This is a genomic window from Nostoc sp. UHCC 0252, from assembly GCF_034931145.1.
In the GTDB taxonomy this organism is placed as follows: domain Bacteria; phylum Cyanobacteriota; class Cyanobacteriia; order Cyanobacteriales; family Nostocaceae; genus Nostoc.
Window position 1 is genome coordinate 64,635 of record NZ_JAYGHE010000026.1, and the last position, 21,714, is coordinate 86,348.

Sequence of the window (21,714 nt, forward strand, 5' to 3'; positions counted from 1 at the left end):
ATAAAGTCTTCTTATCCTTCCTTTAAGTGTTCGACTAATAACCAGTTACCAGAGTGATTGTAACGACCCCACAATGTAACTAATTGTTCGTGGGGATAAGCGCGTAATTGCTCGTCGATATGCGATCGCAAAGTCACAAGCTGCCAATTTTGCCCTTGATATGCGGCTGGTGCTGTGACAGTGAATCTGTATTCCTGCTGTTCCAAGCGGAAGAAAATGCCTTTGAAAAAGTTACTTTCCCGAATTAATGCTTTGTCAAAAGCAGGCTCAGGGTAATCATTCTCCGATGGACAAGGGCAATAACCACTATCTGGATAGGCTTGTGGGTTATTTAAGTAATACAGTTGCCAGTGCAGCCAATCCGAACGATTGAGTGGAAGATTAAATAAAGGAATAATTGCTGTTTTTGAGCGATTATCCTCTAATAAAGCTGTTTGCAGCAACCGAATAGGTAAATCCCTTGGCTGGCAGTTTAACTCAACACATATCGCTGCCGCCATCCCTGCGGCTTGACCAATGCCCATAACCACGGGTTGTAATCTGGTAGCGCCATTAGCAATGTGGGAGACAGAAATGTTCTTTTCACAAACCAAGAAACCATCTGTTGTGGCTGGAATTAATGAACTGTAGGGAATTGTAAAGGGAGTCCCAGTCCAGCGTCCCCCCCAAAAGATAGATTTTGGTTGCAGTGGGAATTGAACACCAGGATAATGATGGTCATTGGCGTAGTTACCAATTGCGATCGCATCATTAAATATAGATGCAACTGTTCCTCCAGCGATCGGCAAAATATCCTGTTCGCGGACAGTAGTTAGTCCCACTAAGCGGCGGCTTTCCCGGTAATAGGGATGCAGTGCAAAAGCTGTAGAGGCGTGAGGAAATACTTTTTCTGCTAAACCATAGCGGCGACCAAGCTGATTTTGGATAAAATGGGCAAAATTTTGACTGTGCCAGCGACATTCTTGGATGAATTCATCTCTAGACACATCTGACTCTATCAGCCGCCCTACTCCTTGGCCGTAGTCATTGCCACAGATTGGCCAATTAATCATGAATCGACCACCAGGCAAACGTCCATAATTCAAAAATGTCTCTGCTCCATAGCTATCCCAAGCGCCTGTAAACTGGGATGGATCGTAGTTAGGGGCAGCCGGAATTTCTGGAGACATCGCATCACCAAAGTCTTGCATAAGCACGACATGAGTGGGCGCTTGCACCGGATATTTCTTGGTAAAAGAGTTAAAACTCACTGGGGCGCTGGGTTCTCCCCATTCAGATTGCAATTCCCAGCCCCAACGGTAAGGTATGTCAACTAAAGCTAATAAATCTCCTAATTCTGTGCCGTCGAGAATAATTTTGGCTGTGACAGCAAAATCAGCAAAGCGCACACCAGTAATAGAATCACCTTGACGGAACACATCTATTGGTACTTGTCCAGAAATCCAGTGCAGATTTGGCAATTCCTGTACCCAATCTGCAAAAATCTCTGCCCCAATTTGTGGATCGTAACTAAAAAAGCTTACCCAGCTGTTATCTAATCCTCCGGGTTGTCGTTGTCGCAATTCCTGCAAAAACGCACCCCATAATCCTGTTTGAAAGGCTTCTAATTCGTTGCCATCGGGCACAGATACTCCAGCCGAAGTTAACATTCCCCCTAACCAACAAAATTCACTCACTAGAATCGTTTTGGCTCCCCGTCGCGCTGCTTGGATAGCAGCCGCAGTACCTCCGGTTCCACCACCGACAACTAAGACATCAGCTGTGTATGTCTGATTAACCATTGCTTAATTTAGACAGGACTTAGGCAAAAAATAACCTAAACCTTGATTTTCCGATAGGGGCAATTCGTGAATTTCCCCTACTGCGTGTAGTTTTGCGTAAGTCCTAAAAATACTCAAAACCTTTTCAAGAGAAATGATAGTTGCGGGTAAAGAGGCGAGGTATAAGTAATTTGCCGGACATGATATTACTCATTTAGAGTGTTCCAAAAAATAAATGATCCAAAACCCGTCATTGCGAGCAAAGCGAAGCAATCCCAGCCCTTGCGATTGCTTCGCTTCTCTACGAGACGCTCCGCGAACGCTCGCAATGACAATTGAGCATTTTTTTACTTGGAGTACTCTTAGTGCGGCTTCACATTAAATTGGTATAAGCTATTTTTGAGCAGATGATAACAGCAGTTTTCACTACTCCCACGCAGCTTGAAAAAAGTCGCGTTCGCAAAACATAGCATAACGATAGGTTGAATGCACAACAGAATCGCTAGTGGCATAATTGTCAACCAAATTTTCTAATTGTTGTGCTAGTGGTTGAAATTCTGCGCTGCTGTAAGTGCGGATCCAGTCTGTATATTGATGATTAGGAATACCATTATAAGCTAGCTGTTCTCCCAAAAAGGCATACAAACGCATACAAGGAGACATCGCCGCAGCAGTTAAACCCACGTCTTTACTCCAAGCAGTTGCTAACAAAAAGTCTGTATAGCGACGGGTGGCGGCTCCTGGTTTTACAGAGTTCAAATTGACTTGCCACTGGGAAGCATAGCCACTATGCAACCGCAGTTCTTCTAAAACTCCACTAGCTAAGTTATGAAATGTGGTGAAACCTAACCAATCTGGTGCTTTAGCTGCGGCGATACTGTATGCACGGGCAAAAGCTTCTAAGAAAAAAGCATCTTGCCCTACGTAGTAAGCAAATTTCACCTGCTCAAGAGTACCATCGCCAATACCTTGAACGAAAGGATGCTTTAAGCAATCTTGGGCTAAGTCTTGATTTGCTGCCCATAATTCGTTAGATAAAGTCATTTGTTATTTGTCATTTGTCTTATCCCTTCAAAAAGGGGGCATTTAAAAAGGCAAGAACTGGAGTAAGAGTGAGCCAAGATTTCCAAACAGGTCAACGAAATTAGGATTACCAGTGCTTACCTTTTCATTTAGCGGTGTTTGCAGTTCTTTGATAAAAGCCTGCGTTGTTTGTGTTCCAGAGCTATTGTTCTGGGATGTAAACAATTTTTCAGCAACTTGAGCATCTTGGAATGCACCTTGTCTATCTAGTATTTGGTAACGGGCGATACCGCGAGCTAAATAAGCGCCTGCAAATTGTGGTTTAATAGCGATCGCTTGATTGAAATAACTAATTGCTTGCTGTTGGTTGCCTTTTTCTGCTTCTGCTACACCCAAAGCATAAAATTCTTCTGGGGAAGCAATTTGTGATGGTATACCAACTGCACCTTGAAAGTTAGCACCACTTAGGTAAGCACCAGTCAGTTGTGCATTTACTAGATAAGAATTTCTCAAATCAGCACCCGCCAAATTTGCCCCACTAAATCTAGCTTCGCTCAGGTTAACACCAAATAAACTAGCGCCACTCAAGTTTGCACCCCGCAAATCTGCGCCGCTCAAGTTTGCCCGACTGAGGTTAGCACCTGTGAGATTAGCGCCGCTCAAATTGGCTCCAGATAAGTCAGCCATCACTAACCCTGCATTAATCAAATCGCAGTTTTGACATTGTTTGGTTGCTAATAACTGTTTAATGTGTTCGGAATTGGCTGCTTGTACGCTTGTTGTCAAACTAATCGTGGTTAAAAATACGGCTGCACCTAGAATTTGCTTCTTCATATTTACGTAATATTTATTTCTCAGTAGTCAATCCTGACTGAGATGGATTTATACTTCAGCTTATGATATTAGCAATTTCAACAATTTGACCTCTGTAGTTACCTATATCACTTGTAAATTTGAGTATAGGGGTTCTCTGTTAGCTTTAATACACCACTACCAGAATATAGCTTCTGGTGCGTCTCTGTGCGATCGCATCGGAGAAATAATCAAACTATCAATGTCAAGCAAAATGATGCACTCCACGCTAGTCAAAACTGTGTAAAATATCGTTTCAAATAAGCATCTGTAAGATCCATTTGCTCTTGTATGTCCTGATTTTAAATAAATATGAGACTATAGAAGCATTAAGACAGTTAGAAAAACGTGAGTCAGCAAGACAAACTCTTAGAAAAAATTCTCTCTGGGACTTCTGATACAGACATCCCTTTTGCCCAACTGTGGCAACTCTTGTATACACTAGGCTTTGATGAACGGATTCGTGGCGATCATCGTATTTTTGTCAAAGCCGATGTTGAGGAAATATTAAACCTGCAACATAAGAGAGGGAAAGCCAAAAGCTATCAAGTTAAACAAGTCCGTGCAGTACTTAAAAAGTATAACTTAGGAAGTAAAAATAATGTTTCGCTATGAAATTATTCTCTATTGGAGTGAATTAGATCAAGCCTTTATTGCAGAAGTACCAGAATTATCAGGTTGTGCTGCTGACGGTAATACTTATCAAGAAGCCCTGCATAATGTAGAATTAGTTATGGAAGAATGGATAGAAACGGCTAAGGATTTAGGGCGTTCAATTCCTCAACCTAGACCGCGTTTGATGTATATTTAATTGATACACGAACTAAAATAAAGCCGATTTTTTAGCGTCATCATAAATATTTTATGAGAAGAATTCAGAACTCAGGAGTCAGAATTCAGCATGAATTCTGTACGAGTGGGTGATGAATATTGGTTAAAACCTCGCCCCTGGTGGGCGAAAATAAAATAAATATTTTTCGTAATCAAAACTGTATCCCCTTGTGGGTAGAGTTTTCTGAATTCTGAATTCTGTCTTCTGACTCCTTTTTATTTACACAATTTAAACAGTTAGATCCCCGACTTCTCAAAGAAGTCGGGGATCTTGATGCACACGGTTAGTTACTAGCAACTTTGCAAATTACCATAATATGTGATTTGTATTTGTCAATACTATATTGGATAAGTTGTAACCCAGAATGTTCTAATTCTTGCAAAAGTTGAGGGATTTCAAATTTATGATGTCGCCAGATAGTAATTTCTTCACCTTCAGAAATTTCAATGCTTTTATCTATCCCCTTCTGGTTGAAACTTATAGTGTAATCATGATGGAGTTTGATATTGGCAATTATACTATCGGTTTTTAAATCATACTTCCTCACCAATTCACAGTCTTCAGATTTAATCCCAATTTTGTTTTTAACCCATGCATATATTTCTTCTACATGATACTTGCATCCGCCTCTCACGTTTCCATTCCATGTAGAGTTGGAGCCAATTTCATTAGTAAATACCAGACAATCATTTTTTCCCATACTATCTCTGAAGTTTTTGAATACCTCGTCTCTATTTTGATGGTTCCCAATGGTAACACCTAAATGGAAAAATATTTTTGCTGTATTATCAATTTTAAGATCGGCTTTATTTTGAAATAAGGCTATAGGTATAGAATTATTTTCTATGTCAATTGTGGAACTAATAAACTCGACTAGAGGAAACCATTTTTTTAAATTATTTCGGGACACGTGAAGCAATTCTTCGCTTATATCTAAAGCTATATATTTATTCATTTTTCCCAATTTATGAAGTTTTTGAATAAACTTTTTAACTGGATATGAATTTCCTGCACCAACATCTACAATATTAACTTTTTCGCCGATTTGAATATTCTGATTAAAGAAATCGAAATTGCCTTTTAAAAGGTCAATTTCAACATTCGATGTTCGATACCATCTAGGAATAACATATTTTCGATAAAAATCGTCCCAAATTTTTGCACCTCTACCTTTATAAGAATACTTTAGAGGTATTTCTCGGCTAACTTCTAATGCATTAATTATCCTTAAAACTTCTTCTTCAGAAAAAATAGAGTAGAACTCAGAACTTGGCTTTGCTGTGCGATTGATAGCAGTTAACATATCCGAGCTAAGTTGGGAATCGCTATGAAAATTTTGAGCCATTATTCTTGTTCTTTGGTTTTCTTCGGTGTTGAAATGAATTAGCCGCAATGCTTGGCAAAAAGGTATTTTCTCATATCATTGTCCCAAAATTCGGAATTGTCACTATGAATAGATCCCACGCTATCAACTGGGCAATTGGTTTTTTACCATCAAAATACGAGATAATTTTTCAAAGATACAGGGGTGAATACCAGTGGTTCAGCAACCAGAACTCCAGGAAACTTCGTCGATACAGCCAATCCAGCGCGTACTTAAGAGTTTAAGCACTTACCGATGGACTTCGCTGGGAGCATTGGTAAGTCTGTTACTGTTGACGATCGCAAACGCAGTTACCCCACAACTATTTCGGTGGGGAATCGATCAGGGAATCACGCAAAAAAACCTCCAAATTGTGCTATACAGCGCCGCCTGGCTGGTACTCGCCGCGATCGCTCGTGGTGTGTTTAACTTTGGACAAAGCTATTTAGCAGAAGCAGTGTCTCAGGGTGTAGCTTATGACCTGCGAAACAAAATTTTCAGCAAAATCCAAAATCTTAGTTTCAGTTATCATGACCAGGCGCAGACTTCCCAACTGTTAACCCGCGTCACTAGCGACATTGAGCAGATCCGTACCTTTGTTGGTACTAACCTGATTCAGGTCATTGCTTCACTTGTAACATTGCTAAGTGTTTCGGTGATTTTACTGATAATGAACTGGGAACTAGCATTGATTACACTAACGGTAGTGCCCCTGAATACATGGTTGATGGCGCGATTTGTCACCAGAAACAACAAACTTTTCCGGCAAGTACAAGAGCAACTAAGCGATCTCAATGCAGTATTGCAAGAGAACTTGCTAGGAATACGGGTGGTGAAAGCCTTTGTGCGGGAATCCACCGAAAGGTCGCGCTACACCACCATGAATGATGGCTTAGTGAAGGCAAACATGAAGACCATTAGCGCCATCCATAATACCTTCCCGTTTATCTTTTTGCTGAGTAATCTAGTAACATTGGCAGTTTTCGCCTACGGGGGAGCGCAGGTGATTGGAAACCGGTTCTCCATTGGCGAACTAGTGGCGTTCAACTCCTACTTAGCATTGATTCTCCAACCGATTTTGTTGATTGGATTTGCTGCACCTGCGATCGCTCAATCAGCCGCTTCTGCTGAACGAGTCTACGAAGTTGTCGATGCAGAAATAGAAATCCGCGATCGCCCCGGTGCTGTCCCCTTCGACACCTGCGTTGGTAGAATCACCTTTGAAAATGTTTCCTTTCGCTATCCGGGAGCCAGTACTGAAACTCTTAAAGAAGTTTCCTTTGAAACAAAGCCCAAAGAACTAATTGCCGTTTTAGGGATGACTGGTTCCGGGAAAAGCACAATTATGAACTTGCTTGCCCGCTTTTATGATGTCACAGGGGGAGCAGTTCGCATTGACGGACGAGATGTAAAATGTTTCACGCTCAAAAGCCTCAGATCGCGGATTGGTATTGTATTTCAGGAAACCACCCTTTTCTCTGGCACAATCCGCGAAAATATTGCCTACGCCAAACCCGATGCAACCCTAGAGCAGGTGATTGAGGTTGCCAAAACCGCCCAAATGCACGATTTTATTATCGGTTTACCCGATGGCTACGAGACAATTGTGGGTGAACGGGGCGTAGGCTTGTCTGGTGGGCAAAAACAACGAATTGCGATCGCTCGTACCTTGCTCACCGATTACAGCATTCTGATTTTAGACGATAGCACCTCAGCCGTAGATGCCAAAACTGCTGCCCAGATTCAAGCCGAACTAGATGGCTTAATGCGCCAAAAAGCTTGTACGACTTTTGTAGTAGCTCAACGCATCAGTACCGTTAAAAATGCCGATCGCATTTTTCTCATGGATAAAGGCCGATTGGTGGCACAAGGTACACACGAGGAATTGATGCAAACCAGCCCCCTCTACGGTGTGATTTTGGAATCTCAAGTAAAGGCGAAAGAGAAAAATGATACCAAACTAAAATAAATAGTCTCGCATCAGATTTTTATCACAGCCTTGTCATCAAGACAAAGACTTTTAATCTAAAATCCAAAATCTAAAATCCAAAATTGCTATGAGAGGCACTATTCCCGTTGTTGCATCTGAGGATCAAGCGAGTCAACAACTCTCCACCCTACGACGCTTTTTGCAATACCTACTCCGTTATCGCAAAGAAATTCCCATCGCCCTGACATTAGTATTTATTGGTGCCGTAACCCAGACAATTGGGCCGTTTTTTATCGGTTGGTCGGTTGATCACCTAATTGCACAAGGTAATTTGCAGGGACTTCTACTGTTATTAGGATTACTAGCGCTGAATTACGGACTTGGTGTATTAGCAATCCGGGGTCAAATTATTCGAGTCGGCTGGATTATGCAGCGATTGCTGGCTCAACTGAGGCAAGATATTTTCACTAAAATTCAAAGTTTGCCCCTCAGCTTTTTTGATCGCAGCGAAGCGGGCGATTTAATGAGCCGCCTACTGAATGATGTCAATACCGTGAATCAAGCATTTGGACTGACGATCGCCCAAATGCTGGGCAACACTTTCAGTTTGATTGGCATCATCATTGCCATGCTCTCAATCAACCTGCAACTCGGCTTGTTAAGCAACCTGGTTGTGCCACTGATGATTTTGACCACAAGTATATTTGCACGTTGGGCAAGAGCCAGGTTTCGCGTTACCCGACAAACCATTGGGCAGCTTTCCGCCAAGTTAGAAGAAGATATTGGCAGCGTCCGAGAAGCACAGGCATTTAATCGGGTACAGACGAACATCGCAGAATTTGACGCTCTCAACGCCGCGAATCGTGATGCCAACGTCGAAGCAGTGGCAATTACTTCGGCCTTCTTGCCCTCCATCGATTTTCTCAACACACTTGCAACCGCAGGGGTTCTGGCTTATGGGGGTTATCTTGCTGTCACTGGGGCTGCAACAGTGGGTGTGGTGACATCCTTTTTACTTTACGTCCAGCAGTTCTTCCGCCCGATCCAGATTCTCAGCCAGTTTTACACCCAAGCTCAATCTGCCTTCGCCGGATTAGAGCGAATCTTTTTATTACTAGATGAACCGTCGGAACTCAAAGATGCACCCGACGCGACAGAAATGCCGCCCATTCAGGGAGAAGTGAGATTTGAGAATGTCAAGTTTGGTTACAACCCAGATCAATTGGTTCTCAAAGGGGTGAATTTACATGCCTATCCAGGGCAGATGATTGCATTAGTCGGGCCGACCGGTTCGGGAAAAAGCACGATTATTAACTTGATTTTGCGCTTCTACGATGTATCTAGCGGTGCAGTAAAAATTGATGATATTGATGTACGTAGTGTTACCCAAGCAAGTCTGCGTCGTCAAATTGGCATCGTTTTACAAGATAATATTCTATTCACTGGCACTGTTGCCGAAAATATAGCATTTGGCGCTCCTTATAGTACCCAAGCTGACATCGAAGCTGCTGCACAACTAGCAAATGTACATGAGTTCATTACCTCACTACCACAAGGTTATACAACCCAACTGGGCGAACGGGGAGCACCCCTGAGCCAAGGACAGCGACAACTAATCAGTATTGCCCGTGCAGTGTTGATTAACCCGCGAATTCTGATTCTTGATGAAGCCACTAGCAGCATTGACACGCGCACAGAAGCACTAGTACAAACTGCGATCGCACGTTTACTACAAGGTCGTACCAGTTTTGTCATTGCCCACCGCCTCAGTACAGTTACCCAGGCAGATCAGGTATTAGTAATTCAGCAGGGACAAATTGTAGAGCAAGGTACTCACGCCGAACTCATCGATCGGCAAGGAGTCTATGCAAACCTCTATAGTCTACAACTAGGTACAGCAGACACAACGGTTCTTCAAAACGAAAAGTAAAATATTATATATAGCACTCCTAAATCATTCGTGAGATTTAGGGATTCTGTTTTTATTCTCTCTTCCTTGGCGTACTTGGCGTACTTGGTGAACCAGCGCTGTAGGCGGGTTTCCCACCGTAGGCGACTGGTGAACCCGAAGGGCGGTTCGTCCTCATTCCATTTCTCACAATTCAGATAGGATTGCTATAGCTCGAATTTATCAATTGCCAGAAAAGGAATGAAGCTACCTAACCTCGATTCAGAAACCATCGATCGCATCATTGAAATGGCATGGGAAGATAGAACATCTTTTGATGCCATTGAAGCTCAGTTTGGACTGCTGGAGAAACAGGTAATTGCCTTAATGAGGCGCGAAATGAAAGAATCTAGTTTCCAGATGTGGCGAGAGCGAGTTACCAAACGCAGTACAAAGCATTTACATAAGCGAGAATTTATTGCAGGACGGTTTAAATCGCACAATCAAAAAACGTAACTAATTGAAAGTAAAATGACAAAAGTTACACTCTACATTGCAGCTAGTTTGGATGGTTATATTGCTCGTAGCGATGGCGGAATTGATTGGCTCTCAATTCTTGATATAGAGGGAGAAGACTACGGTTATGGTGCTTTCTACGAATCCATTGATGCTATTGTTTTAGGCAGCAATACTTATGAAGTCGGGCTGGGTTTTGATGAATGGCCTTATCCGGGCAAAAAATCATTTGTTTTCACCAAACGCCATCTCCAATCTGACCGCAAGGACGTTGTGTTTGTTTCTGATACAGTCAAGAACGCCTTAGCAAATATAGAGGCTCAAGGTTTTAAAAATGTCTGGCTAGTTGGTGGCGGAGCATTAATCAATTCGTTTCTTCAACACAGTTTAATTGACGAATATATTATTTCAACGATTCCAACCATCTTAGGTAGCGGTATACAGCTTTTCCCACCGCCTACCCCTGAAGAAAAATTGGAACTGATTAACTCAACACAATATTCAAGTGGTTTACTGCAATCACATTATCGGCGAAAAGAGAAGCCTTAAAAATGCATAATTATGAATTATGCTTCAAGTGGCGAGAAGTCCGATACTCAAAATTTCGGGAAATTTAAACACCACTTGAAACGTCAATGCCGTTATTAGGCATCCGGGAAAAAGCCTTTTTAATTACGAATTAAGTTTAAACAGCCTCAACAAGCTTCTGAACAGCTTCGCTAAACTGTTCGTAAGGAGAAACTCCCACGATGGTTTCTGCTAAAATACCATCTTTGAAAATTAAAACTGCTGGAATACTGCGAAGAGCGAATTTTTTGAAAATCGGCTTATTCCTGTCAACGTCTACCTTAACTACTTTGGCGCGGCCTTTGTATTCCTCGGCAAGTTGCTCCATCAAAGGACTTACCAGCCGACAAGGGCCACACCAAGTAGCAGTAAAATCAACAACAACAACTTTCTCTTCACTTCCATTTAAAACAACATCAAATTCACTTTCTTCAACATAATTAACTATCTGAGTATCAGCAGACATTTTTTAATTCCTTAGTATCAAAATAAAATTGCAGCAAAAAGCTCACTATACAAACTATACCTCCTTCTGCCTGTCAGATTCACCAGTGACCTATATTGAAAAATCCCTGCAACTGACTCTTGCTCAGTCACAGGGATTTAATAATTTTACATAAGGTGCATAATCCCAAAACCTCAGACCTTCAGGATGTAGAAGATGTAGAAGCTTCATCTTGCTCAAACAGTTCTAACAACCCAATAGTGCCTACAAAAAAAGTATAAGTAGCATATTGTATTGGCATCTTTTTTCTTGAAGGTGCATAAAAAGCTGCTATAATAGCCTCGATAAAATGGCAGGTCATGGCAAAGCGCTCAATCCAAAAAATTGGATTCAGGCTGCTTGGCACATTACTATTAGTTATTACGGCATAAATATTCCAAGATTCTAATCCAATTGCGCTGGTTATAAGCATTGTAGATATAATTTTTACAACGCTAAAAATGTTTCTCTTTACCAATTTTAAGTTCATGCCGTTCACAAAAAAATGTTAGAAATATATACAATAATCGGTGAAGTAACAGATAGTTTTATCTGCAAATAGTCTCTCAGCCTCTAAAAAGATGGGCATGATGTATTCTGTCTGCCATACCCGTAAACACCATGAATAATTAGAGATTTCTAGCGAAAAAAATATTCTATCGCACGGTAGCGTAGCTGTGCTACCCTAAAAATTTACAAATAATTTGGGATAATTTATTTTTTACAAGTCTCTCAAGATTAAATCACCAGATATTTAAAAAATGATAAAAGTGTGGAATAATACACTAGTGATAAATTTAATTGTCCTTTAGAGATTGATAAAAAATGTAAAGCTATGATTGCTCAACATTACAACTCAATTCATGTTGAAAACAGCTTGCTTCAACAAATTCAAATTAAAGAGAATCAGTTAAAAATTGCACAAGAATCTAATATGCTCCATGTAGCAGAAGGGCTACAGAGTCAATTATTAAAGTTACAGTCTCAATTGTCAGAGCCGCAAGACGTTGAAGTTCAAGCCTTGATGAGTTTGCTAGACGACTAAAATTGTAAATTTTTGTTGCAAATATTATTAAATACACAAAAGTTCTGTTGTCGAAAAGCAGAGCATAATGATTCTAATGCCTGATAAAACAATTTAGCAGGAGTGACTGGGCGACTGGAAGTCGCGGCTACACAGTCAAAACCCACCTCCGTGGGTTATAACCATTGATTTTCTCTTAGTCTACGGAGGTGGACTAAGTTTGATAGTTTGATAGTAGCGTTCGTCTTTGGCGTGCCGGAGACATCGTTTTATTCGCCTAAAACTTTTCAAGCAACCTCTTAGACTCAGATTTGATTGTTGAGAAAACTCAGCAAAACTTTCCTGTTGCCTGTCTCTATCGCACTTGTATTTTGCTCACTCCACAAATCAATTCATAAATCAAAGTGGATTGCTATCTTCAGGTTTTTGCTGAGTATGCGGTTTTTTAATCTGCTGTACTGAATCAATTTTAAGGATAGGCTTCATTGATGGTAATTGCCTTTGCCTAAGAATTTGAATTTCTCTCTCCATCGATTCTCTTCCTTGCCTAAAAAAGTCTTGAGAACTAGATGGAACTAAGTCACGGGATAAACTTTGAGCTTGTGCTGGAGTCAAATTAGGAAGGGATTGTTGAGCATTGGCTGAAGTTTGTACAGCCAGCAAAAAAGCTGTTGAAACTAGTAACGGTTTGATTTTTATACATTTGGTTAATATCAGGTTTAACATGATTGATACATCCTTTGTGTAAATGCTGTCTCAAACCATCTTCTGTTGGTCTTACTATAAACAAAATACACTTATTGCCTTGCTAATTACCTCCCACAAATGGGTGAATTAATCAGTTAAATTACTTTATAAATATTTGGAACTGGCTGATTTTATTCAAAGCGCTAAGGATGAAATAGCTCTCCTCGGTTGGCTAAATACGCGATCGCACCGTTGGCAATACTACTACTTCGGCATAGTGTCGATTTATCTCAGTGAGAATGCTGTATTCTATGCTTACTGTCTGTAACAGCCAATACTAAATTAGCAAATTGTATTTTATACAGGTAGTGTTAACCAAATCTAGACAATTATCAACTGAACTATTGCCTTAACCATAGTTATTCTAGATTTTCTGCTTGCTGATTATCAAATTATTATATTTATATAAATTACACTAAAATATATCAGTATTTTAACTGTTGTTTTACCTGTTAATACTTACTTAATATGTAGCACAATCTTTTTAATTATCTTAGCCATTGTGAAATCTCTTCTACAGACTTACTTAGAACAAGAAATCTGGATACTAGTACGAGATAAGTGGTATTTCGCCACAGTTATTGGAATTTGGGACGATTTGTTGTGGTTTAAGCATAGAACTTACAACAAAGAGACTGAGGATGATACTCTCTGGGAAATGGTTGTAAAAATCAGTGAAGTAATTGCTATTGATAAAGTTAGGTCTGTTATTAGTAGAAAACCAGAGGTGCTGATTTCACGCATACTAGAAACTGAACAAGGCACAACGGATTATCATCAAGATCATGAACATTAATTAGTTTAATAGTAAAAATACTTGCTTGTCTCTTAGCATTAACTGATAAAACATGAGACAAGCGGTATAAATTACTATGATGAGGGATCAGCTAAAACAAAAAATATATTTGCAGAATGGAGGTTTAATACTAATCTGATAGACTATCTTAAATTTAAAATTATAAAAGCTGGTAGCCCAGGGCTGATAACTAACTATGAGTGAAGCCTTATTTTGGATCGAAAATCTGCGAGTTGCCTATCCCCAACGGAGTGGAGAAGAGGCAGACTGGGCAGTTGATGATGTATCTTTCACCTTGCAACCAGGTGAAAGAATGGGATTGGTGGGAGAGTCGGGTTGTGGGAAGTCAACTATCGGGCGGGCGGTAATGCGCTTACTACCAGCCTCTAGTCGGATTGAGGGACGGGTAATATTTCAAGGAGAGTCGGTATTTGACTTGATGCCCAACCAGTTGCGGAAATTTCGAGGAGAGGCGATCGCCTTAATTTTTCAAGATCCGATGACACGCCTCGATCCGTTGATGACTATTGGTAAGCATTGTATCGAAACCCTTCAGGCGCACTCACCAGAATTATCAACGCGGGAAGCCAAAAAAAAAGCACTTGCTACCTTAGCAAAAGTGAATATTCCCGCTAGTCGCTGGAATCAGTATCCCCACGAATTTAGCGGTGGAATGCGCCAACGGGTTGCGATCGCTTTAGCTTTACTCCTCAACCCGAAGTTGATTGTTGCCGATGAACCCACTACTAGCTTAGATGTCACCGTCGCCGCGCAGATATTAAAAGAATTAACTCGCCTGTGCAGTGAAGAAAACATGGGATTGTTGTTGATTTCTCACGATTTGGCAATGGTGGCTGAGTATTGCGATCGCATTGGGGTGATGTACCACGGCAAAATGGTGGAAATGGGTTCTACAGAAACTGTATTTAGGCAGCCTCAGCACGAATACACGCGATCGCTCTTAAAAGCAGCTTTACACATTCAAGCAGTAACTGATGATGGAGAATTGATAATTGCCAATGACTCAGAAAAGCAATTACCGATTATTAATCAGCAATCCCCGATTTTGAGTATTACAGAACTCAAGCAACACTACACCATAGAACCTAACTTTATTGAACGACTGCTTAAGACACAAACTCAGACAATTAAAGCAGTAGATGGTATTAACTTGGATCTCTATCCCGGAGAAATTCTCGGCTTAGTTGGGGAATCAGGTTGTGGTAAGAGTACACTATCACGAACAATCTTGCAACTAATTCGTCCCACCAGTGGCAAAGTTGAGTTTTTAGGACAAGATTTAACTACACTGTCGCGTCAACAAATTCGCTCCTCACGACGACAAATCCAAATGGTTTTTCAAGATCCCCATGCTTGTCTCAATCCAGCGATGACGGTGGGACAAAGTATTGCCGATCCTTTATTTATCCATAATCTAGCCGATCCCGTTAAGGCAAAAGAACAAGTTTTATGGATGTTAGAGAAAGTTGGATTAACACCGCCAGAAGTGTATTATGAGCGTTATCCATCAGATTTATCTGGGGGACAACAGCAAAGAGTTGCGATCGCTCGTGCTTTGATTACTCACCCTAAACTTTTGATCTGCGATGAACCAGTGAGTATGTTAGACGCTAGCGTGCAGTCGCAAGTGCTGGATTTAATGTTGCAATTAAAAGAAGAATTCGAGTTAACTTATCTGTTTATTACCCATGATCTTTGGTTAGCTCGATTTTTGTGCGATCGTATTGCCGTGATGAATGGCGGTAAAATTGTCGAACTCGGTCTGACAAAAAATATTTTTGCCAATCCTCAGCACCCTTATACCAAAACTTTATTAGCTGCGGCTCCCTTACTAGCACGCGCTTAACTAATAAATCATTACAAAGAAAAGACGCGATAAATCGCCGTCTCTACAAAAAAAAGACTGCTTATTGTCCTGACGGTGATTCATCGCGTCTCTTGCCTTAACCTAAAATCCAAAATTGATTAACTTACAATTTTTGGCGCATCAACCTGCAAACTCATCTGCTCACAACGTACAGTTAACCAAGGCTGACCTAAACCTATTCCAGAAAAAGGACTTTCGGCGGGGATTTCTAACTGAGAACCAATCAAACCCAATACAGCCTCAAATTGAGCAGGGAACATCATCAAATCAGCACCCTTAACGCTGAAAGCAGAGGCACTTAACCCCTGTCTCCATGCCAAGCTTTGCCGATTATACTTAAGACTGCACAACTTCCGGTTTCCCTGATGCACAGTAACACGCTCTCCTTGCTCCCAGGTAAACTCAGCTAGTTCCTTTGGTAGTCCCCAAATTTCTCGACCACCAGCCACCGAATCAGCATTATCTACATAAATGTGAGAAATCCAACCGCCGATTTTTTTCTGGTAATTAACCAAAGCTGGGGCAATAATTAACTCACTGTACTCTAGTACTGAGCCTGACCCGTAATTAGATAAATACACGCTAGCTAGGGTTTTACCAGGCCAAACAGAAATAATTTCTAACTCTAACGGAATCAAAGGGCGCACTTGGTCAATATTTACCAAATGCAGAGTTTGAATAGCGTAGCCTTGGAGTGTCCAAGGTGCTTGTGGATATGGCATAAGGGATTTAATAGTAAAGTAAGAAACAAATTAAAATCAAGAGCTAGCAATATTACTTTTACTCATAACTCCTAAAAAAAAATCCCCACCCAGGCGTTTGCTTGGATGGGTAATATGAGGGGGAAGAAAATAATCTCCCCCAAATAACTAGCGAAATTATTTGCTCTCAGTGAAGTCAGCGTCAATTACATCGTCGCCGCTACCAGAACTAGAGGTGGAACCACCATCTTGAGGTTCAGCACCAGGTGCAGCACCCGCACCAGCTTGTTGATAGATGTTGCTACCAACAGCGAATAGAGCTTGTTGCAATTCTGGGGTGAGCTTTTTGATTTGCTCATCGTCTTCTTTAGCAACTGCTTCCCGCAGTTCTTTCACTAAACCTTCGACTTTGGTCTTGTCAGCATCGGGAACTTTATCGCCCAATTCTTGTAGCTGCTTTTCAGCTTGGTATGCTAAAGAGTCGGCTTGGTTCTTACGTTCAATCTTCTCACGCTTGTCTTTATCAGATGAAGCGTTCTGTTCAGCTTCTCTTACCATCCGGTCAACATCAGTTTTATCCAGAGTGGAAGCGCCGGTTATGCTGATGGACTGTTCTTTACCAGTACCTTTGTCCTTAGCGGTGACGTTAAGGATACCGTTAGCGTCAATATCAAACACCACTTCAATTTGAGGAACGCCACGTGGTGCAGGAGGAATACCATCTAGACGGAAGGTTCCCAAACTCTTGTTGTCGTTAGAAAATTCGCGTTCACCTTGAAGGACGTGAATTTCTACGTTGGTTTGACCATCCACTGCGGTGGAGAAGACTTCCGATTTCTTGGTGGGGATTGTTGTGTTGCGGGGGATAATTTTGGTCATCACGCCGCCCAATGTTTCAACACCCAAAGAAAGCGGTGATACATCTAATAGTAAGATGCCAGTAACTTCATTATTCAGTACACCTGCTTGAATCGCTGCACCAATTGCCACGACTTCATCAGGGTTAACGCTTTGGTTAGGGTCTTTACCCAATACCTGCTTCACAATCTGGTGGACTGCGGGAATCCGGGTAGAACCACCAACTAATACCACTTCATCAATATCGCCTTTGTTTAACTTGGCATCCCGGAGAGCGTTTTCTACAGGGATACGGCAACGGTCGATTAAGTCAGAACAAAGTTCTTCAAATGTGGCACGAGTCAGAGTTGTATCCAGGTGCTTGGGCCCATCCTGGGTAGCGGTGATAAATGGTAGGTTGATTTCTGCTTGGGTAACGCTAGAAAGCTCAATTTTGGCTTTTTCTGCGGCTTCAGTCAGACGTTGCAAAGCTTGTTTGTCTTTCCGTAGGTCAATACCTTCGGCTTTCTTGAACTTTTCAGCTAAGAAGTCAACTATTTTTTTATCAAAGTCGTCACCACCAAGGTGTGTATCCCCAGATGTGGCTAGTACTTCAAAAACTCCATCTCCTACTTCCAGCACAGATACGTCGAAGGTACCGCCACCAAGGTCAAATACGAGAATGGTTTCGTTACTCTTCTTGTCAAACCCATAAGCTAGAGAAGCAGCAGTCGGCTCGTTGATAATCCGCAGAACTTCAATCCCGGCGATTTTACCAGCGTCTTTTGTCGCTTGCCGTTGAGAGTCGTTAAAGTATGCAGGAACGGTGATTACAGCTTGGCTTACAGTTTCACCAAGGTATTTGCTGGCATCTTCAACTAGTTTGCGAAGAACCTTTGCAGAAATTTCTTCAGGAGCAAACGGTTTACCAGCTATTGGACAATCTAATTTGACATTGCCGTTGCTGCTGAGAACTTTGTAAGAAACTTCAGTTGCTTCGTTACCTACTTCGTCGTAGCGGCGACCGATAAAGCGTTTGACTGAGTAAAACGTATTTTCGGGGTTCATCACCGCTTGACGTTTGGCGATTTGGCCAACCAGGTTGTCGCCATTTTTCGCAAATGCCACTACTGATGGCGTTGTCCGAAAACCTTCAGCGTTAGCAATTACAGTAGGTTTACCACCTTCCATTACTGCCACGCAGGAGTTCGTTGTTCCTAAGTCAATTCCAACTACTTTTGCCATTTTAGGTGCTGGCTCCGTATAACTACAAATGAATGAATGAGAATATAAAGGACTAAATTTTGAACCAACAGGTCAATAAATCAGCCAATTCAGCATGAATACCTTTGATTTGGCTTTCCTGGCGTTAAAACTCCAGATTATGCTGATATATATACTGAAGCTTAGTGGTAGCCAGTCCATGAAGGGTGGTTTCCCGAACCTTGCTTAGGACGGTTAAACTAATTAAATAGTTTTTTTAGTTGGTTCATGGATTGATTTACCTTCACTCTGTCTAATGTATGAGAATTAATACTTTCAGTAATTAGGGTGAACCGTAACATCAGAGTGGTGTTTGCCGTCTTTAGAGGTAAAGTACTGGGGATTGGGGACTTGTACTGAGCGAAGCCGAAGTATTGGGAATTGGGAATTGAATAAAATATGACTCAGCACTTAGCAGTTACTTAAGTTGAGAGAAAAGAGTTTCCCAATCAATTACAGGTGGTCTTTGTCCTTTGTTGACTATTTCAAAAATTTTCTGGGAACTATTTGGCTGAAAAAGGCATTCCACACAAGCGTTTGCTACATCAATCCGGCTGGTATCACCTGAAAGTGTATCCCCAGTGGCTACGACTACACCGTATTTACCACCAGTTTTTGCCTTTAGCAGTGTGTTGAGGTCGTATGAGGTATAAGGCCCGTCAATCAAGCGTCCTGGGCGGATAATGGTGTAAGGCAATCCTGAATTAAGAATCGATTCCTCACCTTTTTGTTTGGCATCCAAAACACCAAAAGCGTTAAGAATACTAAAAGGAAACTGATCTTTGCGGAGAATTCCACAGGAAGAGACGAAAACGAATCGCTTCAAATTCTGGGGTGCTGCTGTAACTAGGTTACTGACACCTTGGGCATCGACCTTGGCCGGACTATTCTTCGCTTTGGCTTCGCTAGATTTGGGGTTAAGGAAAGTGATTCCCCATTCAAGCAAGTTCGGGGTCTGGTCAAACTCCCATCGCGCAGAGGGAAAGGCAGTGGTTCCAGTACAGCAGATAATGTGGGTGACATTTTGCGTTGCGGCTGGGAGTGTTGCTGGCTGACGGATATCACCAACGGCAATTTCCACTCTTTGGTTAAACATTTCTTTGGCTTTTGCGGCATTGCGTGTCAGGACACGAACTTTCAAACCCTTTTCTAGGAGTTTGCCTACTACCAGTTGCCCTACGCCACCAGTAGCACCAGCAACTAGTACTAAATCTTCAACGGAATCAAAAGAAGTCATAAATTGCCTTTGAGAAGTCTATTGTTAATCTACTCAAAAAATGCGATCGCGTAGTCTCTACCAAAGAAGTATCGCCAAGATAGACCCAGATTAAAGATTTGGCTAATAGCCGTTGACTATGTAGCTTTCAGGCTAACAAGTGGGAATTTTAAAATCAGGGCAAATTCCCCAAAACTGAATTAGCACGCACGGTAGCCAGCACTGAGGTTGAGAGTAACGAATGAAAATTAGTCAAAAATTATTTTCGGGAATTCTAGGAATAGCTACTCTCTCAGTAATTACTGGTGCGATTAATGCTCATCAACAATTGAAGATAGCTAAGTATATTGCTCAACAAGAGGCTGAGGAAGTTGCTGGACTAGTGGGATATTTCGTAAGTCATGAAGTTGATGAATACCACGAAATCGGATCGCGAGATAAGATGCTAGCCGAATTACAAGAGCATGTTATCTCGCTACACAAGCAACGCCAGCGCGATCTAGAAATTGTAGACCGTAATAAAATCATTCTGGCTGATGTAGTTCCAGAAGACATTGGTACGCGATTAGATCGCGATCGCAATAATGAAGTTGGTAAAACTATTCACGATGGTATACCAAGAACTTATGTTGAGGTCAGTCCTGAGTACCCAAATGGGATTCGATTGATTGCTGTTCCTTTTAAAACTGGCAAGGGTGAAATAATTGGTGCAGTCATTCTAGAATATACACCGCTTTATAAAACAGCCCTAGCAACAGCCTATAAAAATATTGTTGCCACGTCGGTTATCAGTTTCGTATGTGGCATCCTGGCATTATTAGTAGGCTATTTGATTTCTATAAGTATTTCAAAACCGATTAAACAACTCCAGCAAGCTGTAGTGAATCTGGCTGAGGGTAAGCTGGATACCAGAGTTAGTATTCGCTCCCAGGATGAGATTGGTGAGTTAGCTACCTCGTTCAACAAGATGGCGGACGATCTGCAACATTCCAGAAATGAATTGGTCAATGCTAACGAACAATTACGGAACGAAATTGTTGAGCGTCACCACGCAGAAGCAGAACTTCAGCAAGCTCTGAAAGACCTGCAAAAAACCCAAATCCAATTAATTCAATCTGAAAAAATGTCGAGTCTGGGCCAACTAGTGGCGGGAGTTGCTCATGAAATCAACAATCCGGTTAACTTTATTTACGGCAACCTTGAATACACTGATGATTACACTAAACAAATGTTGCTGTTAATTAAGCTTTATCAAAATTATTATCCTAACCCAGAGCCAGAAATTAAAAATGCTCACGAAGAAGCAGATATTGAGTACCTAATAGAAGATTTGCCTAAAATATTAACCTCAATGAAAATGGGGGCTAAACGCATCCGGGAAATTGTTCTGAGTCTGCGAATTTTCTCTCGCTTAGATGAAGCTGAGTTAAAAACGGCTGATTTGCATGAAGGAATCGACAGTACCCTGTTAATTTTGCAACATCGGCTTAAGGCACAAAATAATCACCCTCAAATTGAAGTGGTTAAAGAATATAGCAAAATGCCTCAAATTCAGTGTTTTGCAGGGCAAATGAATCAGGTATTTATGAACATTTTGGTAAATGCAATTGATGCTTTAGAAGAGGCTTTCCAAAAAGAACTTTGTCCAAATCCCTTGATTCGCATTTGTTGTGAACAGGTAAATGAAAATGCTGTGATTCGGATTGCTGATAATGGATCGGGAATTCCAAAAGAAATCCAGTCACGTTTATTTGACCCTTTTTTTACTACGAAAGCAGTTGGTAAGGGGACTGGTATGGGATTATCGATCAGCTATCAGATAATTACTGAAAAGCATGGTGGATCTTTGGAGTGTATTTCATCACCAGGACAGGGTGCAGAGTTTGTCATTACAATTCCGATTCGAGCAGCAAAATCAGCACAATTATCAATCTGCGATCGCCACAATCGTGTAACAGGCTAAGTATAACCCGGATTTCTCACCACACCTCGAATGGAGGAGTAATGAGTAGTGAGTAAGGAGTAAT

Annotated in this window: 21 protein-coding genes; 11 read left to right on the forward strand and 10 right to left on the reverse strand. The window is 41.4% G+C overall.

The genetic code is table 11. The features are described 5' to 3' along the window. Positions 1–11: 11 nt before the first annotated feature. From VB732_RS16470 to VB732_RS16480, 3 genes are all read right to left on the reverse strand, one after another. The gene (locus tag VB732_RS16470) at positions 12–1,781 is read right to left on the reverse strand and encodes an FAD-dependent oxidoreductase (protein ID WP_323231941.1); all 1,770 of its coding nucleotides are present in this window, start codon (positions 1,779–1,781) and stop codon (positions 12–14) included. Between the two features lie 405 nt (positions 1,782–2,186). Next, entirely contained in the window at positions 2,187–2,804 is a 618-nt protein-coding gene (locus VB732_RS16475; protein ID WP_323231942.1) for a TenA family protein, read from the reverse strand. A gap of 42 nt (positions 2,805–2,846) precedes the next feature. Then, positions 2,847–3,617, reverse strand: coding sequence for a pentapeptide repeat-containing protein (locus VB732_RS16480; RefSeq protein ID WP_323231943.1), 771 nt, complete (start codon positions 3,615–3,617; stop codon positions 2,847–2,849). Positions 3,618–3,983: 366 nt separating this feature from the next. On the opposite strand from VB732_RS16480, the gene VB732_RS16485 reads away from it, so the two are divergent. Together VB732_RS16485 and VB732_RS16490 are read left to right on the forward strand one after the other, a co-directional pair. Next, positions 3,984–4,250, forward strand: coding sequence for a type II toxin-antitoxin system HicA family toxin (locus VB732_RS16485; protein WP_323231944.1), 267 nt, complete (start codon positions 3,984–3,986; stop codon positions 4,248–4,250). After that, a complete protein-coding gene (locus VB732_RS16490; RefSeq protein WP_416235755.1) occupies positions 4,237–4,446 on the forward strand; it encodes a type II toxin-antitoxin system HicB family antitoxin in 210 nt (69 codons plus the stop codon). The genes VB732_RS16485 and VB732_RS16490 overlap by 14 nt, the downstream gene beginning before the upstream one ends. A gap of 304 nt (positions 4,447–4,750) precedes the next feature. On the opposite strand, the gene VB732_RS16495 is transcribed toward VB732_RS16490, so the two are convergent. Then, the gene (locus VB732_RS16495; protein WP_323231945.1) at positions 4,751–5,812 is read right to left on the reverse strand and encodes an L-histidine N(alpha)-methyltransferase; all 1,062 of its coding nucleotides are present in this window, start codon (positions 5,810–5,812) and stop codon (positions 4,751–4,753) included. Positions 5,813–6,005: 193 nt separating this feature from the next. On the opposite strand from VB732_RS16495, the gene VB732_RS16500 reads away from it, so the two are divergent. The 4 genes from VB732_RS16500 to VB732_RS16515 all read left to right on the forward strand — a co-directional run bounded on the left by VB732_RS16500 (position 6,006) and on the right by VB732_RS16515 (position 10,713). Next, the gene (locus tag VB732_RS16500; RefSeq protein WP_323231946.1) at positions 6,006–7,799 is read left to right on the forward strand and encodes an ABC transporter ATP-binding protein; all 1,794 of its coding nucleotides are present in this window, start codon (positions 6,006–6,008) and stop codon (positions 7,797–7,799) included. 88 nt (positions 7,800–7,887) lie between these two features. After that, a complete protein-coding gene (locus VB732_RS16505) occupies positions 7,888–9,690 on the forward strand; it encodes an ABC transporter ATP-binding protein (protein WP_323231947.1) in 1,803 nt (600 codons plus the stop codon). A 219-nt stretch (positions 9,691–9,909) separates the two neighbouring features. Next, a complete protein-coding gene (locus tag VB732_RS16510; protein WP_323231948.1) occupies positions 9,910–10,164 on the forward strand; it encodes a TIGR03643 family protein in 255 nt (84 codons plus the stop codon). Positions 10,165–10,179: 15 nt separating this feature from the next. After that, positions 10,180–10,713: a dihydrofolate reductase family protein gene (locus tag VB732_RS16515; RefSeq protein WP_323231949.1), complete on the forward strand. Its 534-nt coding sequence runs from the start codon at positions 10,180–10,182 to the stop codon at positions 10,711–10,713. A gap of 136 nt (positions 10,714–10,849) precedes the next feature. Here VB732_RS16515 and trxA read toward each other — a convergent pair whose 3' ends face one another. Together trxA and VB732_RS16525 are read right to left on the reverse strand one after the other, a co-directional pair. Next, positions 10,850–11,197 carry a thioredoxin gene (gene trxA / locus VB732_RS16520; protein ID WP_323231950.1) on the reverse strand — a complete coding sequence of 116 codons (348 nt, stop codon included), beginning with the start codon at positions 11,195–11,197 and terminating at the stop codon, positions 10,850–10,852. 181 nt (positions 11,198–11,378) lie between these two features. Further along, complete coding sequence (locus tag VB732_RS16525; protein WP_323231965.1) at positions 11,379–11,705, reverse strand: hypothetical protein; 327 nt, start codon at positions 11,703–11,705, stop codon at positions 11,379–11,381. A gap of 345 nt (positions 11,706–12,050) precedes the next feature. On the opposite strand from VB732_RS16525, the gene VB732_RS16530 reads away from it, so the two are divergent. Continuing rightward, positions 12,051–12,260 (forward strand): hypothetical protein, encoded by a 210-nt coding sequence (locus tag VB732_RS16530; RefSeq protein WP_323231951.1) that lies wholly within the window; start codon positions 12,051–12,053, stop codon positions 12,258–12,260. A 378-nt stretch (positions 12,261–12,638) separates the two neighbouring features. Here the strand turns inward: VB732_RS16530 and VB732_RS16535 are convergent, their stop codons facing one another. Then, positions 12,639–12,965: a hypothetical protein gene (locus VB732_RS16535; RefSeq protein WP_323231952.1), complete on the reverse strand. Its 327-nt coding sequence runs from the start codon at positions 12,963–12,965 to the stop codon at positions 12,639–12,641. A gap of 136 nt (positions 12,966–13,101) precedes the next feature. On the opposite strand from VB732_RS16535, the gene VB732_RS16540 reads away from it, so the two are divergent. From VB732_RS16540 to VB732_RS16550, 3 genes are all read left to right on the forward strand, one after another. Next, on the forward strand, positions 13,102–13,254 hold the full coding sequence (locus VB732_RS16540) for a hypothetical protein (protein ID WP_323231953.1): 153 nt from the start codon (positions 13,102–13,104) through the stop codon (positions 13,252–13,254). Positions 13,255–13,488: 234 nt separating this feature from the next. Beyond that, a complete protein-coding gene (locus VB732_RS16545; RefSeq protein ID WP_323231954.1) occupies positions 13,489–13,782 on the forward strand; it encodes a hypothetical protein in 294 nt (97 codons plus the stop codon). A 196-nt stretch (positions 13,783–13,978) separates the two neighbouring features. Continuing rightward, entirely contained in the window at positions 13,979–15,649 is a 1,671-nt protein-coding gene (locus tag VB732_RS16550; protein WP_323231955.1) for an ABC transporter ATP-binding protein, read from the forward strand. 119 nt (positions 15,650–15,768) lie between these two features. On the opposite strand, the gene VB732_RS16555 is transcribed toward VB732_RS16550, so the two are convergent. The 3 genes from VB732_RS16555 to VB732_RS16565 form a co-directional block, all read right to left on the reverse strand. After that, complete coding sequence (locus VB732_RS16555; protein ID WP_323231956.1) at positions 15,769–16,392, reverse strand: acetoacetate decarboxylase family protein; 624 nt, start codon at positions 16,390–16,392, stop codon at positions 15,769–15,771. A 156-nt stretch (positions 16,393–16,548) separates the two neighbouring features. Continuing rightward, complete coding sequence (gene dnaK, locus VB732_RS16560; RefSeq protein ID WP_323231957.1) at positions 16,549–18,453, reverse strand: molecular chaperone DnaK; 1,905 nt, start codon at positions 18,451–18,453, stop codon at positions 16,549–16,551. A 436-nt stretch (positions 18,454–18,889) separates the two neighbouring features. Further along, on the reverse strand, positions 18,890–19,708 hold the full coding sequence (locus VB732_RS16565; protein ID WP_323231958.1) for an SDR family oxidoreductase: 819 nt from the start codon (positions 19,706–19,708) through the stop codon (positions 18,890–18,892). A gap of 220 nt (positions 19,709–19,928) precedes the next feature. On the opposite strand from VB732_RS16565, the gene VB732_RS16570 reads away from it, so the two are divergent. Then, positions 19,929–21,650 (forward strand): sensor histidine kinase, encoded by a 1,722-nt coding sequence (locus VB732_RS16570; protein ID WP_323231959.1) that lies wholly within the window; start codon positions 19,929–19,931, stop codon positions 21,648–21,650. The last annotated feature ends 64 nt before the right edge of the window (positions 21,651–21,714 follow it).